General features: G+C 67.9%; 12 protein-coding genes. 7 read left to right on the plus strand and 5 right to left on the minus strand.

All coding sequences use genetic code 11. From position 1 onward, the window contains the following. The first annotated feature begins 98 nt into the window (after positions 1-98). Complete coding sequence (locus ACTXG9_RS03940; RefSeq protein ID WP_021203014.1) at positions 99-947, plus strand: endonuclease/exonuclease/phosphatase family protein; 849 nt, start codon at positions 99-101, stop codon at positions 945-947. Positions 948-1,078: 131 nt separating this feature from the next. On the opposite strand, the gene ACTXG9_RS03945 is transcribed toward ACTXG9_RS03940, so the two are convergent. Continuing rightward, complete coding sequence (locus ACTXG9_RS03945; RefSeq protein WP_005410310.1) at positions 1,079-1,690, minus strand: superoxide dismutase; 612 nt, start codon at positions 1,688-1,690, stop codon at positions 1,079-1,081. A 221-nt stretch (positions 1,691-1,911) separates the two neighbouring features. On the opposite strand from ACTXG9_RS03945, the gene ACTXG9_RS03950 reads away from it, so the two are divergent. Together ACTXG9_RS03950 and ACTXG9_RS03955 are read left to right on the plus strand one after the other, a co-directional pair. Beyond that, positions 1,912-2,364 carry a ribonuclease domain-containing protein gene (locus ACTXG9_RS03950; protein WP_111101752.1) on the plus strand — a complete coding sequence of 151 codons (453 nt, stop codon included), beginning with the start codon at positions 1,912-1,914 and terminating at the stop codon, positions 2,362-2,364. Next, complete coding sequence (locus tag ACTXG9_RS03955; protein WP_456115732.1) at positions 2,364-2,777, plus strand: barstar family protein; 414 nt, start codon at positions 2,364-2,366, stop codon at positions 2,775-2,777. Before ACTXG9_RS03950 ends, ACTXG9_RS03955 begins: the two co-directional genes overlap by 1 nt. Before the next feature lie 102 nt (positions 2,778-2,879). On the opposite strand, the gene ACTXG9_RS03960 is transcribed toward ACTXG9_RS03955, so the two are convergent. Further along, a complete protein-coding gene (locus ACTXG9_RS03960) occupies positions 2,880-4,676 on the minus strand; it encodes a hypothetical protein (RefSeq protein ID WP_111101751.1) in 1,797 nt (598 codons plus the stop codon). Positions 4,677-4,686: 10 nt separating this feature from the next. Next, entirely contained in the window at positions 4,687-5,286 is a 600-nt protein-coding gene (locus tag ACTXG9_RS03965; protein WP_021203010.1) for an NfuA family Fe-S biogenesis protein, read from the minus strand. Between the two features lie 90 nt (positions 5,287-5,376). Between ACTXG9_RS03965 and ACTXG9_RS03970 the strand changes: the two genes are divergently transcribed. The 3 genes from ACTXG9_RS03970 to zupT all read left to right on the plus strand — a co-directional run bounded on the left by ACTXG9_RS03970 (position 5,377) and on the right by zupT (position 7,048). Continuing rightward, entirely contained in the window at positions 5,377-5,727 is a 351-nt protein-coding gene (locus tag ACTXG9_RS03970; RefSeq protein ID WP_021203009.1) for a 4a-hydroxytetrahydrobiopterin dehydratase, read from the plus strand. After that, positions 5,724-6,140, plus strand: a complete 417-nt coding sequence (locus tag ACTXG9_RS03975) for an energy transducer TonB (protein WP_456115733.1) — start codon at positions 5,724-5,726, stop codon at positions 6,138-6,140. Before ACTXG9_RS03970 ends, ACTXG9_RS03975 begins: the two co-directional genes overlap by 4 nt. Before the next feature lie 98 nt (positions 6,141-6,238). Next, positions 6,239-7,048, plus strand: coding sequence for a zinc transporter ZupT (zupT, locus tag ACTXG9_RS03980; protein ID WP_010486740.1), 810 nt, complete (start codon positions 6,239-6,241; stop codon positions 7,046-7,048). A gap of 546 nt (positions 7,049-7,594) precedes the next feature. On the opposite strand, the gene ACTXG9_RS03985 is transcribed toward zupT, so the two are convergent. Next, the gene (locus ACTXG9_RS03985; protein WP_031269982.1) at positions 7,595-8,569 is read right to left on the minus strand and encodes an RluA family pseudouridine synthase; all 975 of its coding nucleotides are present in this window, start codon (positions 8,567-8,569) and stop codon (positions 7,595-7,597) included. A 407-nt stretch (positions 8,570-8,976) separates the two neighbouring features. Here ACTXG9_RS03985 and ACTXG9_RS03990 point away from each other — a divergent pair, with 407 nt between their 5' ends. Further along, entirely contained in the window at positions 8,977-12,264 is a 3,288-nt protein-coding gene (locus ACTXG9_RS03990) for an Rne/Rng family ribonuclease (RefSeq protein WP_111102868.1), read from the plus strand. Positions 12,265-12,376: 112 nt separating this feature from the next. Here ACTXG9_RS03990 and ACTXG9_RS03995 read toward each other — a convergent pair whose 3' ends face one another. Continuing rightward, positions 12,377-13,264, minus strand: a complete 888-nt coding sequence (locus ACTXG9_RS03995) for an endonuclease/exonuclease/phosphatase family protein (RefSeq protein ID WP_019660456.1) — start codon at positions 13,262-13,264, stop codon at positions 12,377-12,379.

The following is a 13,264-nucleotide window of genomic DNA, read 5'->3' on the forward strand; positions in this document are numbered from 1 at the left end:
TGCAGGGCTGCATGACAACGGTGCCCATCCATGGCAGGCAACCGCGCTCCGTGCCGGAAGTCACGGCACCTGCACGACAAAAGCGTAAACTTATCGTTATGCGCCCCCTCCCCCCCGCCCGTCTCCTGCTCAGTTGCCTGATGCTGCTGATGGCGTTGCAGGCACAGGCGCGGCCGCAGGCACCGGCCACGGCGGCCAGCGAAAGCGGCTCTCGCCAGCTGACGGTGGCCGCGCTGGAGCTGCCCAGCCACGATGATGCGCAATGGAAGTTGCGCCGCGAGCAGGTCGCGCAGTTGCTGACCGACCTGCAGCCGGACGTGATCTCGGTGCAGCAGGTGCTGCAGCAGCAGGGCCGCAACCCGGCCTGCTGGCTGGCCAGCCGGCTGCGTTACAGCTGCGACTTCGTTACCGCCGATCCACCCAGCCAGACATTGCGGCATGGCAACGCGATGCTGACCCGGCTGCCGGTCAGCGAGGACGGCGTAACCCTGCTGCATCCTCCCGGCACCTTCAGCGCGGCCGGCATGATGCGGCTGAAGCTGGGCGAGGCGCTGGTCAACATCTATGTGGCACGGCTCCGCCCCGACCCGGACGAGGCCGCCGCACGCCAGCACCAGACCAGCGACCTGATGACCTGGATTGGTGCCACCGCCGAGGGCATGCCCAGCCTGATCGCCGGCGACTTCTCGGCCAACACGATGGAACTGGTGCGCAGCACGCCGGGCTTCCAGCCGGCGCGGCGCAATCCCGGCGGCCGAGCCGAGGCGCCTGCGGCCAGTGGCGGGGGCAGCACTGGCCATGGTCTGGATGTGCTCTTCCAGGTCAAGCATTTCGACGGCATCCGCCAGCAGCCGATCCTGCTGCCGGCCGACGGCGACCTGCCCGGCCTGCGCCTGGGCGTGATGGCCACGTTGCGCCTGCAAGGCAATACGGCCACCGCCGAATAGGGAGTACCGGCCGCTGGCCGGCTCCCCGGGGATCACACGATTGCCGACCAGCGGCCGGCACTACCGAATGATTGCTGCAACAGAAAAGGCCGGGTTTTCCCCGGCCTTCTCCGTTCATCCCATCACCGCGATCAGGCGATCGCTTCCTGGTAACGGCGCTCGACTTCGTTCCAGTCGATGACGTTGAAGAACGCGCCGATGTATTCCGGGCGACGGTTCTGGTACTTCAGGTAGTACGCGTGCTCCCACACGTCCAGGCCGAGAATGGGGGTGTTGCCTTCCATCAGCGGGCTGTCCTGGTTGCCGGTGCTTTCGACCACCACCTTCTTGTCCGGGGTCACGCTCAGCCACGCCCAGCCGCTGCCGAAACGGGTCAGCGCCGCCTTGGTGAAGGCGTCCTTGAACTTGTCGAAGCCGCCCAGGTCCTTGTCGATGGCCTTGGCCACGTCGCCCACCGGGTTGCCGCCAGCATTGGGAGCCATCACGGTCCAGAACAGCGAGTGGTTGGCATGGCCACCACCGTTGTTGCGCACCGGACCCTGCAGGTTCTCCGGCAGCGACTTGAGCTTCTTCACCAGTTCTTCGACCGGCAGGTCAGCGTACTCGGTGCCTTCCAGCGCCGCGTTGACGTTGTTGATGTAGGTCTGGTGATGCTTGGTGTGATGGATTTCCATCGTCGCCGCATCGATATGCGGTTCCAGCGCGTCGTAGGCGTAGGACAGCTTGGGCAGGGTATAGGCCATGGTGCATCTCCTGATTGCGAGGGCACCCGACGTTGTCGGGCGGTGCGCGGTGAATGATGGGGACAGAACGGCAGATTACCAAGGGGGATGTAAAGGAAATTGCGTCCCGCCGGTGAGCACGACGGCAATTGTTACGCGGCGGTGACGCAGCCCCCTCCTCATGCGCCGTGCAGCGCGCAGGCGCTACAGTGCGAGCACCACCCTCGCCCGCTCCCTTGCCCATGCGCAACCCCCGGCTGCTGATCACCGCCATCGCCCTGCTGCTGCTCGGCCTGGTAGTCAACCATTTCATGCAGCGCCCGCCGGCGCCGCAGTTCGCGCCGGACCTGCAGGGTGCGCCTGCCGCGCGCGCACCGGCCACGGCCACGCCCGGCAAGGGCAACGGTCTGCCCGCCTTCCTGCCCGCCGAAGCCCTGCAGACGATCGCGCTGATCCAGCGCGGCGGGCCGTTCCCGCACCGCCAGGATGGCAGCACGTTCGGCAACCGCGAACAGCAGTTGCCGCAGCGTCCGCGCGGCTACTACCGCGAATACACCGTGGACACCCCCGGCGCGCGCACCCGTGGCACGCGCCGCATCGTCACCGGCGGCGATCCGCCGGAGGCGTGGTACTACACCGACGACCATTACGAATCATTCCGCAGCTTCACCGTACCGGCCCAGGGAGCGCAGTGATGAGCCATGACGATTTCGGCCTCGGCCTGCACGACATCAACAATGCCGGTGTCTACACCATCGACAGCGACGACATCGGCGCCCTGGCCGCCGCAATGCGCGATGCCGGGCTGAAGGTGATCCGCATCGATCTGGAAGGGGTGGCCGACAAGCGCACCCTGCTCGCACGGCTGGCCGCGCAGCTGGATTTTCCGGCCGGTTTCGGCGGCAACTGGGATGCGCTGTCGGACAATCTACGCGACCTGAAATGGCTGCCAGCCAACGGCTATGCACTGTTCCTGTGCGACGTGGACGCGCTGCGCGCCACCGCGCAGAAGGACTTCGACACCCTGCTGGACGTGATGGACGAGACCAGCCGCGACTGGCTTGGCCGCGACGTCCCGTTCTGGGTGTTCCTGTCGCAGAGCGCGTAAGGTCACTGCCGTGGTGGATGCCGACCTTGGTCGGCGCTTCTGCGCCGACCAAGATTGACACCTACCCAAGCGAGCCTGCCAGGGCGTGGCGCGCTCCCTAGCCTACCGGCTCCCGTTATCTTCCTGCAGTTCTTTCTTGAACGGAATGTCCGGCGGTGGCCGCGCCACGGCCGGCTGGTCCTGCATGTTCGGATTGGTAAGGCCACAGCCACCACCGGCCTGCAGGATCGAGATCACGCAGGAAATCTTCGTATTGGTACCCGGCAACGGAATCTCCATTGCCTTTATTCCCTTGCGCACCCACTCGGCCAGCAGCGATTCCTGCGGGACCCAGTATTTGTCGAATGACGTGGGCGTGTAGTCATAAGGCGGTCGCTTCAACCAGGTGCCCGATTGCGCGATGCGTTCCTTGCTCCAGCCATCGTTGGCACCACCGGGCGCACCGCGCTCGGCACGTCCATCGCCTTCCTGGCCCGGCACGCGGACGCTGCCATCGGCGTTGAACAGGCCACTGCCCTTGCCGGTGGCGCTGGCCTGGCGGGCGCCCTTGCCGGTGGCGCTGGCCTGGCGGGCGCCCTTGTCGGCGCCGTCCTGTTTGCGGCTCGACGCCCCCCAGTCATCGCCCTTGGCGGGCGTGGCCCAGTTGCCCGGATCGGGGGCCGGGCGCGCTCCAGCCTGGGCCGGTGCCGTGCTGGAGGCGGACGGCCGTGGCGTGCTGCTTTCGGCCTGGCGCGCACTGCCACTGGCCGCAGGCGCGGCCGTTGTCGCTGGCGCGCTGCCGCTGGACGTTGAAGGCGCCGCCGCGGGTGCCGACGCGACTTCGCGCTCGCGCACCTGCAGGTCACGGCCTGCCGGCGCTCGCACGGTCGGCTCGCGCCCGGCCACAGCAGCCATCCGTACCTGCGGATCGACCACGGCCTGCACTTCGCGCTCGCGCACCTGCACATCGCGCTGCGGCACACGGACCTGTACATCGGCCGTGCGCAGCGGCTGCGATATCGCCGGTGCATCGACCGTACTGATTTCACGCTCCTGCACCGGGATGTCACGCAGCTGTGGTGCCGGCACGGCGATCTCCGGCGCACGCAGTGGGGTTGGGACTGGCGGCGCCTGCACCGGCTGCACGCTGCGCTCGCGCACCGTGGGCGTGGTGTCACGCGGCACGTTGCTGACCTCGGTACGCGACACGCTCACCGGCGGCACCACGAAATCCGCACTGGCCTGCGCCACTTCGGTGGCCTGTACGGGCGAAGGCGGCGGGGCGGCAAGCGGGGCCGGCTCCGCTTCGGCAGGCGGTGGTGGCAGGCTGGCGGTCGGCGCTGGAGCCGGTGCGGGCGCAGGCGACGATCTGGACGCAGGACGCGGTTCAGGCGACGTCGCTGCCCCTCCCTCCTGGCCGGCGGCAACCTGGCCGGCAGGAGCAGCCGCAGCTGCGTCGGCACCAGGCTGATCGCCACCGCCTTGCTGGCTCGCGCGACCGACGAATTCCACCTGCAAGCGCTCGCCTTCGGCGCCCTCCGCTTCCGGTGCCGTGGTGCGGATCACCGCCACCCACAGCAGCAGCATGAAGAACAGCAGATGCAGCAGCGCGCTGGCCACTGCCGAGAGCCAGCGCATCCAGCGCTGGTCGCGCGGCGCGGCGTCCCAGTCCTGCCAGAACAAGCGGCGCAGCGCCTGCCACGGCGACAGCTGCGGCGATTGACCGGGTGGCCCCGGCAACGGTCGGGGCAGCAATACCGCGATCACGTCGCGCGCGTGGTACGGCCGCGGCAGCGGCCCCAGCGAGCGCAGCCACAGCGCCCAGCCATAAGGCAGGCGCGTGGTCTTCTCGAGGACGGCGCGGGGCTGCTGGCGCGCCAGCAGTAGATCGATGAGTTGCTCGGCCCGGGTCAGAGGCACGCGTCAGCGATCAGGCGACGTTGTCGCGCGGGATGTACGGCGCGTGGCCGCTGTCGTGGTCGGTCGCGTCGCGCACGGCGGTCACGCCCGGCACGCGGCCCATCAGGGTCTTTTCGATGCCCTGCTTCAGTGTCACATCGGCCATGCCACAGCCCTGGCAGCCACCGCCGAAGCGCAGCAGTACCACGCCGTCGGCCGAGACTTCCTGCACGGCCACCTTGCCGCCATGCGAGGCCAGCTGCGGATTGACTTCGTTCTCCACCACCCAGTGCACGCGCTCGACCAGCGAGGCCGCATCACCGGGCGCTTCACCCTTGATGCGCGGCGCCTTGATGGTCAGCTGCTGGGTGCCGGCCGTACCGGCGACGATGTCGATCTCGGCCCCGTCCAGCCAGCCGACGCTGCCGGCATCGACGTACAGGGTGAATCCTTCGCAGTCCACCGCCCACTCATCGCCGAGCAGGTCGGTCGGTTCGGCGAACTCCAGCCGGGCGTCGGCGCGCGGGGTACCGGGGTCGACCGCGCTCAGGCGCACGCCCATGCCGGGCACGCCCTCGCGTTCGATCAGCTTGCGGAAGTGGGTCTGGGCAGTGTCGGAGATCTGGATCATCAGGCTATTCTAGCCAAGTACGCGTCAGCCGCTCATTCGGTTTATACACCGTCCGGCGCATTGTTCAGTCAACACGAGGTGGAGATTCCCATGGCCGACCTGATTCCACTGGCCCAGGCCCGTTGCGTGCCGCGCAAAGGCAGCGACCACAAGCTTGGCGAGGCCCGCCTGGCCGAACTGCTGCCGCAGGTTCCCGGCTGGGAGCTGAGCGAGGGCGGGCAGGCCCTGACGCGCACCTTCCGCTTCAAGGATTACTACGCCACCATGGCCTTCGTGAACGCGCTGGCCTGGATTGCCCACCGCGAGGACCACCATCCGGACTTGGGCGTGCACTACGACCGCGCTGTGGTGCGCTTTTCCACCCACGATGTGGGCGGCCTGAGCGAGAACGACTTCATCTGCGCGGCAAAGACTTCGGCCCTGACGGAGCAACTGCCATGAACGTACGTTTGCTGAGCCTGTCCCTGATCGCTGCGACCGGCTTGGCCGGCTGTGGCCCGTCCGAACCACCGGCACCACCATCGCCGCCGCCGACCGAAGTGGCCGCGGTGAAGACGCCGCCGCCGCAGTACCCGCTTGAGCTGGCCTGCATGGGCGTGGGCGGCACCAGCACCTTCAAGGTGACCATCGGCGCCGACGGCAAACCGAGCGAGGTCGCGCTGTTGACCGGGGCCGGCAACCCGCAACTGGACGAACTGGCCAGGACCGCCGTGCAGGGCTGGCAGTTCAAGGCCGCCACCCGCAACGGTGCTGCAGTGCCGGCCACCATCCAGGTACCGGTCAGCTTCAACCCGCCGCAGCCGAAGCCGGACCAGTGCTTCGCCATCGAAGAACGCCTGCGCCGCGGCGGCTGATCGCCCGCGCCCCGACGAGGCCAGCCGACGCCCGCCTCGCCCTCGCCGCCCCGGCCTTGTCCGGGGCGGTTGTCTATTGACCAGGACCGCGTCGGTACATGCTGCAGATTCCTCCCGAAAACATCTGGATCGCACTGGCGGTCACTCTTGCGGCCGGCCTCGCCACCGCCATCGGCAGCCTGCTGGTGCTGTTCTCGCGCCGCCCCAATCCGCGCCTGCTGGCGTTCGGCCTGGCCTTCGCCGGCGGCGCGATGGTCTATGTGTCGCTGTCGGAGATCCTCAACAAGTCCATTGCTTCCTTCGCACTGGCCTATGGAGAGCGTACCGGTTTCACCTACGGCACCCTGGCCTTCCTGCTGGGCGTGATCGTCATCGTGCTGATCGATCACTTCATTCCGAATCCGCACGACAGCCTGGACAAGCAGGACCCCGCGTTCCGCGAGAACAGCCGCGAGTACCTGAAGCGGGTCGCACTGCTGACCTCGGTCGCGATCACCGCGCACAATTTCCCGGAAGGGCTGGCGACCTTCTTCGCCACGCTGGAAAGCCCATCGGTGGGCATGCCACTGGCCTTCGCCATCGCCATCCACAACATTCCCGAGGGCATCGCGATCGCGGTGCCGGTGTACTTCGCCACCCAGAACAAGTTCTATGCGTTCAGTGCCAGCCTGCTGTCCGGCCTGGCCGAACCGGTGGGCGCGGCGCTGGGCTACTGGCTGCTGTCAGGATCGTTGTCGCACGCCACGTTTGGCTGGGTGTTCGGACTGATCGCCGGCGTGATGGTGTTCCTGGCGCTGGATGAGCTGCTGCCGGCGGCCAAGCGCTATGCCAAGGGCCACGAGACGGTTTACGGACTGGTGGCCGGCATGGGCACCCTGGCGATCAGCCTGGTGCTGTTCAAGTGGTGAGGGGTTCCCGGCCAACGGGCTGAGCCCCCTCGCGGCTGGCGGAGCGACATTCCGGGTTGGGCCGGCCGAGGTGGGTTTGCGGGGGACGCCGTAAACCCATCCTTGGGGGCTTGGGCGCGCCATCCATGGCGCTTACACCACCGCAAACCCACCTCGCCCGGCCTCTGACAGGCTATAGGCGTGCCAGCCGCGCGATGAAAGAATGAAAAAGCGAAGCCCGCGCTGCGCGCGTGAGTCGAGCGTGGCTCGACTCTACAAGGGCTGCGTGCGGGTACGGGTCTACGCTGCGGCTGTCAGGTCCGCCTTGTCGCGAGCCGAGCACCGCAGGTCCGGCGAGGGCGAAGAGGCGCGGGTGTCTGAGCGCAGCGAGTTCCGCGCCGCCCCTCGGCGGACCGAGGAGCGCAGGGTACCGGCGCGCAGCGCCGGCTCGCGGATGGCGGCGTGTTTCTTTGGTTACTTTCTTTGCACGAGCAAAGAAAGTGACGAGCCCACTCATCGCAGGGAAGCGACGGCGCCGACCAAGCACCCGGCGCCGCCGAACCGCCGTCAGCGCAGGCGGTCCAGCGCCTCAACCAGCTCATCCGCCAGCGGCGCGTTCAGCACGTATGGGCTCTTGCCGTCATCCAGCGCGAACTCCAGCGAAGCCGCGTGCAGAAACAGGCGCTTCAGCCCGATCTGCTCACGAAGCCGCTTGTTCACCGCCGGATCGCCGTACTTGTCGTCACCGGCCACCGGGTGGCCCAGATGCTGGGCGTGCACGCGGATCTGATGGGTGCGGCCAGTCTCGATGCGCACCTCGCAGTACGAATGGCCGCCGCGGCGCTCCAGCACCCGGAAGTGGCTGATCGATTCCTTGCCGATCGCGTTGACCTGCACATGGCGCTCGCCGCCCTGGCGCAGGCCCACGTGCAGCGGCGCGTCCACCGTCATCACGCCATCGGGCATGCGCCCGGCCAGCAGGGTCAGGTAGCGCTTGCGGATGCCAGCGCCATGGTCTTCACGCAGCAGGGCCTGCAGTTCACTCAGCGCCGAGCGCTTCTTGGCCACGATCAGCAGGCCGGAGGTGTCGCGATCCAGCCGATGGACCAGCTCCAGGGTCTGCCCCGGGCGCAGCGCGCGCAGGGTCTCGATCGCCCCGAAGCTGATGCCGCTGCCGCCATGACTGGCCACGCCAGAGGGCTTGTTCAGGGCCAGCAGGCGGGCATCCTCGAACACGATGGCCTGCTCCAGGCGGCGCATGAAGGCCTCAGGTGGACCGGCCTTGTCTCCCTCCTCGCTGAGACGCACGGGTGGTACACGCACCTCATCGCCCGCCTCCAGCTTGCGCTCGGCCTTGGCGCGACCGCCGTTGACCCGCACCTGGCCACTGCGCACCAGCTTGTAGACCAGGCTGCGCGGGGCCCCCTTCAGCTGGCCGAGCAGGAAGTTGTCCAGGCGCTGGCCGGCGCGGTCGGCGGGAACGGTGATCATGCGCACGGAAGGCTTGTCGCCTGCGGGCTTGGTGGGGTCTTGGGCGGTCATCAGGCTGTTTATTCTGTTACACTCGGGGGGCGAGATAAGGGATTGATTTCGTTGGAAGTTACTCAGGGCCAGAAGCCCAGCTTCCGACGAATCCGGCACAGTGCGCGACCACCGCCCGCGGGGCGGCCATGTTAGCGGCTCACCGGCCTTCCCGGCCATCGCCGGATGCCTGACACGCAACCGTGCTGAACATGTCCCGCGTGGCGCTCCAGCCTGGCTGACAGCTGCCTGCGGCCCTGCAACACCCAAAACCCATAAGAGTGAAGCGCTCCCGCGGCCTGCCGTGGTGTCGTAGCGCTGGAAACCCAAGCCGCCCTCCCCGCGCTTGCGCGAATGGGCGGCGAGCCGTGTCCAGAGGCGAAACCCCATGGCGTTCCGCGCGGTAGCCGCTTGCGAGGAACGCAACAATGAAGCGAATGCTGATCAACGCAACGCAGGCTGAAGAGCTGCGTGTTGCCATCGTGGATGGCCAGTCGTTGTATGACATCGACATCGAGCAGCCGTCGAAGGAACAGAAGAAGTCCAACATCTACAAGGGCCGGATCTTCCGCATCGAGCCCTCGCTGGAAGCGGCCTTCGTCGAATACGGCGGTGGCCGCCATGGCTTCCTGCCGTTGAAGGAAATCTCCCGCGACTACTTCCAGGCCGGCGTCGACCACAACAAGGCCGGCATCCGCGAACTGCTGAAGGAAGGCCAGGAGATCGTCGTCCAGGTCGACAAGGAAGAGCGTGGCAACAAGGGCGCCGCCCTGACCACGTTCATCTCGCTGGCCGGCCGCTACATGGTGCTGATGCCGAACTCGCCCAGCGCCGGTGGTGTGTCCCGCCGCATCGAGGGCGAAGACCGGGCCGCGCTGAAGGACGCGCTGGACAAGCTGAACATTCCCGACGACATGGGCGTGATCATCCGTACCGCCGGCGTCGGCCGCGATGCGGAAGAACTGCAGTGGGACCTGGACTACCTGCTCAACGTCTGGCGCGCCATTGCCGAAGCCGCGCTGAGCAAGCCCGCTCCGTTCCTGATCTACCAGGAATCGCGCCTGATCGTGCGCGCCCTGCGTGACTACCTGCGCGCCGACATCGGCGAGATCCTGGTGGACACCGAGGAGATGTACGAGCACGCCCGCGAGTTCATGCAGCAGGTGATGCCGCAGACCCTGCGCAAGCTCAAGCACTACAAGGACGACATCCCACTGTTCAACCGCTTCCAGATCGAGTCGCAGATCGAAGGTGCATACGAGCGCAACGTGCGCCTGCCGTCGGGCGGCTCGATCGTGGTCGACCAGACCGAAGCACTGACCGCGGTCGACGTGAACTCCTCGCGCGCCACCAAGGGCAGCGACATCGAGGACACCGCGTTCCAGACGAACCTGGAAGCGGCCGAGGAAGTGGCCCGCCAGCTGCGCCTGCGCGACCTGGGTGGCCTGGTGGTCATCGATTTCATCGACATGGCCTCCAACAAGCACCAGCGCGAGGTCGAGAACCGCTTGGCCAACGCGCTGAAGTACGACCGGGCCCGCGTCCAGGTCGGCCGCATCTCGCGCTTCGGCCTGCTGGAAATGAGCCGCCAGCGCCTGCGCCCGAGCCTGGGCGAGTCCAGCCAGATCGTCTGCCCGCGCTGTGACGGCCACGGCCGCATGCGCAGCGTCGAGTCGCTGTCGCTGTCGATCATCCGCGTCGCCGAAGAGCATGCGATGAAGGAGAACACCGGGCAGGTGCTGGTGCAGGCCCCCGTGGAGATCGCCAATTACCTGCTGAACGAGAAGCGCAGCGCCCTGCGCGAGATCGAGCAGCGCCACGAGGCGCCGATCGTGATCGTGGCCGACGAGCAGCTGCATACCCCGCACTACACCGTCACCCGCCTGCGCGAGAACGAGTTGGGTGAAGAAAGCAGCAAGCCCAGCTACCAGCGGGGCACCCCGCGCAAGCTGCCGGTGCACGCGCTGACCAAGGGCCAGCTGAACATCCCGCCGCCGGCGGTGACCCAGGTCAAGCACACCTCGCCCGCCCCGGTTCGCGAGGAAGTTGAGCCGGCCAAGGCAGCCCCGGCCCCGGTCGCGGTCGCACCGACGGCCCCGGCCCCCAGCGGCGGCGTGATCGGCTGGCTCAAGCGCGTGTTCGGTGGCGAGCCGGCCCCGGCGCCGGCGCCGGCCGCTCCGGCGGCGCGTCAGTCGCAGGACGGTGGCCGCAAGGACCGCAACAAGGATCGCAACAAGGACCGCAAGGACCGTCGCGACGACAGTCGTGGCAATGGCAACGCGCAGCAGCAGAAGGATGGCGGCAACCGCAAGGACCGCGGCGAGCAGCGCAAGGACGGCCGCAACGGCAACAACGGCAATGCGCAGCAGCAGCCGCAGCAGGGCAAGCAGAAGGAGCCGCAGCACAAGGATGGCCAGCAGCAGCCGCAGCAGCAGAACAAGCCGCGCAACGAGCAGCAGGGCCAGAACCAGAACCAGCAGCCGAAGCTGAAGCAGCCCAAGCAGCCGCGCCCGCAGCAGCAGGACGGTGACAAGCCGGCCGAGAAGCCGCAGCGCAATGCCGCCGAAGCAGCTGCCGAAGCCGTGACCGCAGCGGCAGCCGTAGCCGCTACGGCCGTCGCCGCCAACGGGGTGAACGCGCTGGAAGCCACCGCGCCGGTGACGCCGGTTGCTCCGGCACCCGCCGCTCCGGCGGAAGCCGCTGCGTCGGCCGACACCGCTGCCAACGCTGGCAGCGCGGGCGAGGTGACTGCGGTTGCCGGCGAGGAGGCTGCAACCGACACCAATGGCGAGCAGGCAGGCGAAGGCGCAACCCGCCGTCGTCGTGGCCGTCGTGGTGGCCGTCGCCGTCGTCGCGGTGGCGCCGAGAATGCCGTCGGCAGCGACGCCCTGGGCGATGACCAGGACGATGGTGATGACGGTGAAGACACCGACGGCGCCGAGCCGAGCGTCAACAACACCGCCGGAACCGCTCCGGTTGCTGCGGCGCAGCCGGTCCGTTCGCAGCCGGAGTTCGACTTCGATGACGAAGTCGAGCCGATCGCCATCGAAGCCGGGAAGCCGGCCCGCGCTGCCGCCGCTGCGGTTTCCGCACCGGTTGCGGTGGTGAGCAGCGCCGTGGTCGAAGTCGCCGCCCCCGTCGCGGCTGAAGTGCAGGCGCCGGCCGAGGCTGCTGCGAAAACTGAAACGGTGTCCTCGCCGGTGCAGACCAGCATGCTCGATGCCATCGACGCTGCGACCCCGGTTCAGCCGGTCGCCGACGCCACTCCGGTGGTGGACGCTGCCGCGCCGGTGATCGAAGCAAAGCCGGTTGTGGCTGAAACGACCGCAGTGGCTGAAGCCGCTCCGGTGATCGAAACGAGGCCGGTCGCGGTCGAGGCCGCGCCGGTCGTGGAATCGAAGCCGCAGGTGGTTGAAGCAACCCCGGTGGTTGAAACCAAGCCGGTGGCCAGTGAGAGTGGCCCGGTGGTGGAGGCCGCCCCGGCCGTTGAAGCCACGCCGGTCGTCGAGACTGCGCCGATCGTGGAACAGCCGGTCGCGCCGGTGGCGGTGGAAGCCGCGCCGATCGAGGCCGCTGCCCCGGTCGCCGAAGCCGTGGTGACGCCATCGGTCGATCCGGTCGCCGATGGCCATGCCGACGCCGCAGCGCAGGCTGCAGAAGCCAGGGCCGATGAAGAAGACGAAGAGGCCGCCAAGCGCACGCCTCCGTCGAACTGATCTTGATAGCGTGAAAACGAAACGGCGGGGATCAATGATCCCCGCCGTTTTTGTTTGTGCGTCGGGCCGAACCGTGCCCACCAAGGTTGGCACCTACCCAAGCGTGCCTGCGTCAGGGTTTCGGCGCGAACTGCAGGCGGGTCCACACGCCGTAGTGGTCCGAGGCCCAGCGACCGCTGTCGTCGGGCTGGTCGAACAGGATCTTCGCCTCGCGTGCGACCATCTCGTCCTGCTGGAAGAAGATGTGGTCGATCCGCGACGGCGCCTGGTAATAGTGACGGTTGAGCGTACTGACCGCGGACAGATCGGTGTTGACATGCACGCTGCCGTAGCTGTCGCCGTAGTGGCTGCGCAGCTCGCTCAGGTCGCCGGCATCCACCAGTGCATTGAAGTCGCCAGCGATCACCACCGGTGCACCGGCCGAGGTTGCAGTGATGAAGCGCAGCAGGTCTTCGACCTGGGTGCGACGGATGCGCTGCCCGTTCTCGTCGCTGCGCTCGTTCAGATGCGTGGCGTAGATGTTTACCGGCGTGCCGTCGACGTCGATGCGCAGGTGGGCCACGGTGCGGTAGTCGTCCAGCGGCTGCAGCAGATGATCGCCCTGAGCGAGGATCGGCCGCCGGGTCAGCAGCGCATTGCCGTAGCGCTTGGGTGCCGCGACCGGATCGGTGGACACGAACACATACCTGTAGCCGAGTTGGCCGGCCAGCCATTGCGCCTGGTTTCGCACGTTGCGGCGCTGGATCACTTCCTGCAGGGCAACCGCATCCGGCTGCAGGCGCTTGAGCTCGGCCAGGATGGTGCGGCGCCGGCTCGGCCAGTCTTCGCGGTCGTGGTGCAGGTTGAAGGTGACCATGCTCATGCCCGGCGCGCTGGCAACGTCGGGCGCCACAGTCGTGCCAGCCGGTTCAGCCGCCATCATCACGCCCGGCAATGCCATTGCAATGGCCAGCCCCAGGGCGCGCACCGACGTGCGCACCTTCGCCCGCTGCTGCTTCAT

It is taken from the genome of Stenotrophomonas maltophilia group sp. LNF247, from assembly GCF_054083135.1.

Excerpts from the sequence above, each read along its gene's own strand:
- ACTXG9_RS03985 (WP_031269982.1), bottom strand. The coding sequence starts at position 8,569 with ATGACCGCCCAAGACCCCACCAAGCCCGCAGGCGACAAGCCTTCCGTG.
- ACTXG9_RS03945 (WP_005410310.1), bottom strand. The coding sequence starts at position 1,690 with ATGGCCTATACCCTGCCCAAGCTGTCCTACGCCTACGACGCGCTGGAA.
- ACTXG9_RS03940 (WP_021203014.1), top strand. The coding sequence starts at position 99 with ATGCGCCCCCTCCCCCCCGCCCGTCTCCTGCTCAGTTGCCTGATGCTG.
- zupT (WP_010486740.1), top strand. The coding sequence starts at position 6,239 with ATGCTGCAGATTCCTCCCGAAAACATCTGGATCGCACTGGCGGTCACT.
- ACTXG9_RS03965 (WP_021203010.1), bottom strand. The coding sequence starts at position 5,286 with ATGATCCAGATCTCCGACACTGCCCAGACCCACTTCCGCAAGCTGATC.
- ACTXG9_RS03955 (WP_456115732.1), top strand. The coding sequence starts at position 2,364 with ATGAGCCATGACGATTTCGGCCTCGGCCTGCACGACATCAACAATGCC.
- ACTXG9_RS03990 (WP_111102868.1), top strand. The coding sequence starts at position 8,977 with ATGAAGCGAATGCTGATCAACGCAACGCAGGCTGAAGAGCTGCGTGTT.
- ACTXG9_RS03950 (WP_111101752.1), top strand. The coding sequence starts at position 1,912 with ATGCGCAACCCCCGGCTGCTGATCACCGCCATCGCCCTGCTGCTGCTC.
- ACTXG9_RS03975 (WP_456115733.1), top strand. The coding sequence starts at position 5,724 with ATGAACGTACGTTTGCTGAGCCTGTCCCTGATCGCTGCGACCGGCTTG.
- ACTXG9_RS03995 (WP_019660456.1), bottom strand. The coding sequence starts at position 13,264 with ATGAAGCAGCAGCGGGCGAAGGTGCGCACGTCGGTGCGCGCCCTGGGG.
- ACTXG9_RS03970 (WP_021203009.1), top strand. The coding sequence starts at position 5,377 with ATGGCCGACCTGATTCCACTGGCCCAGGCCCGTTGCGTGCCGCGCAAA.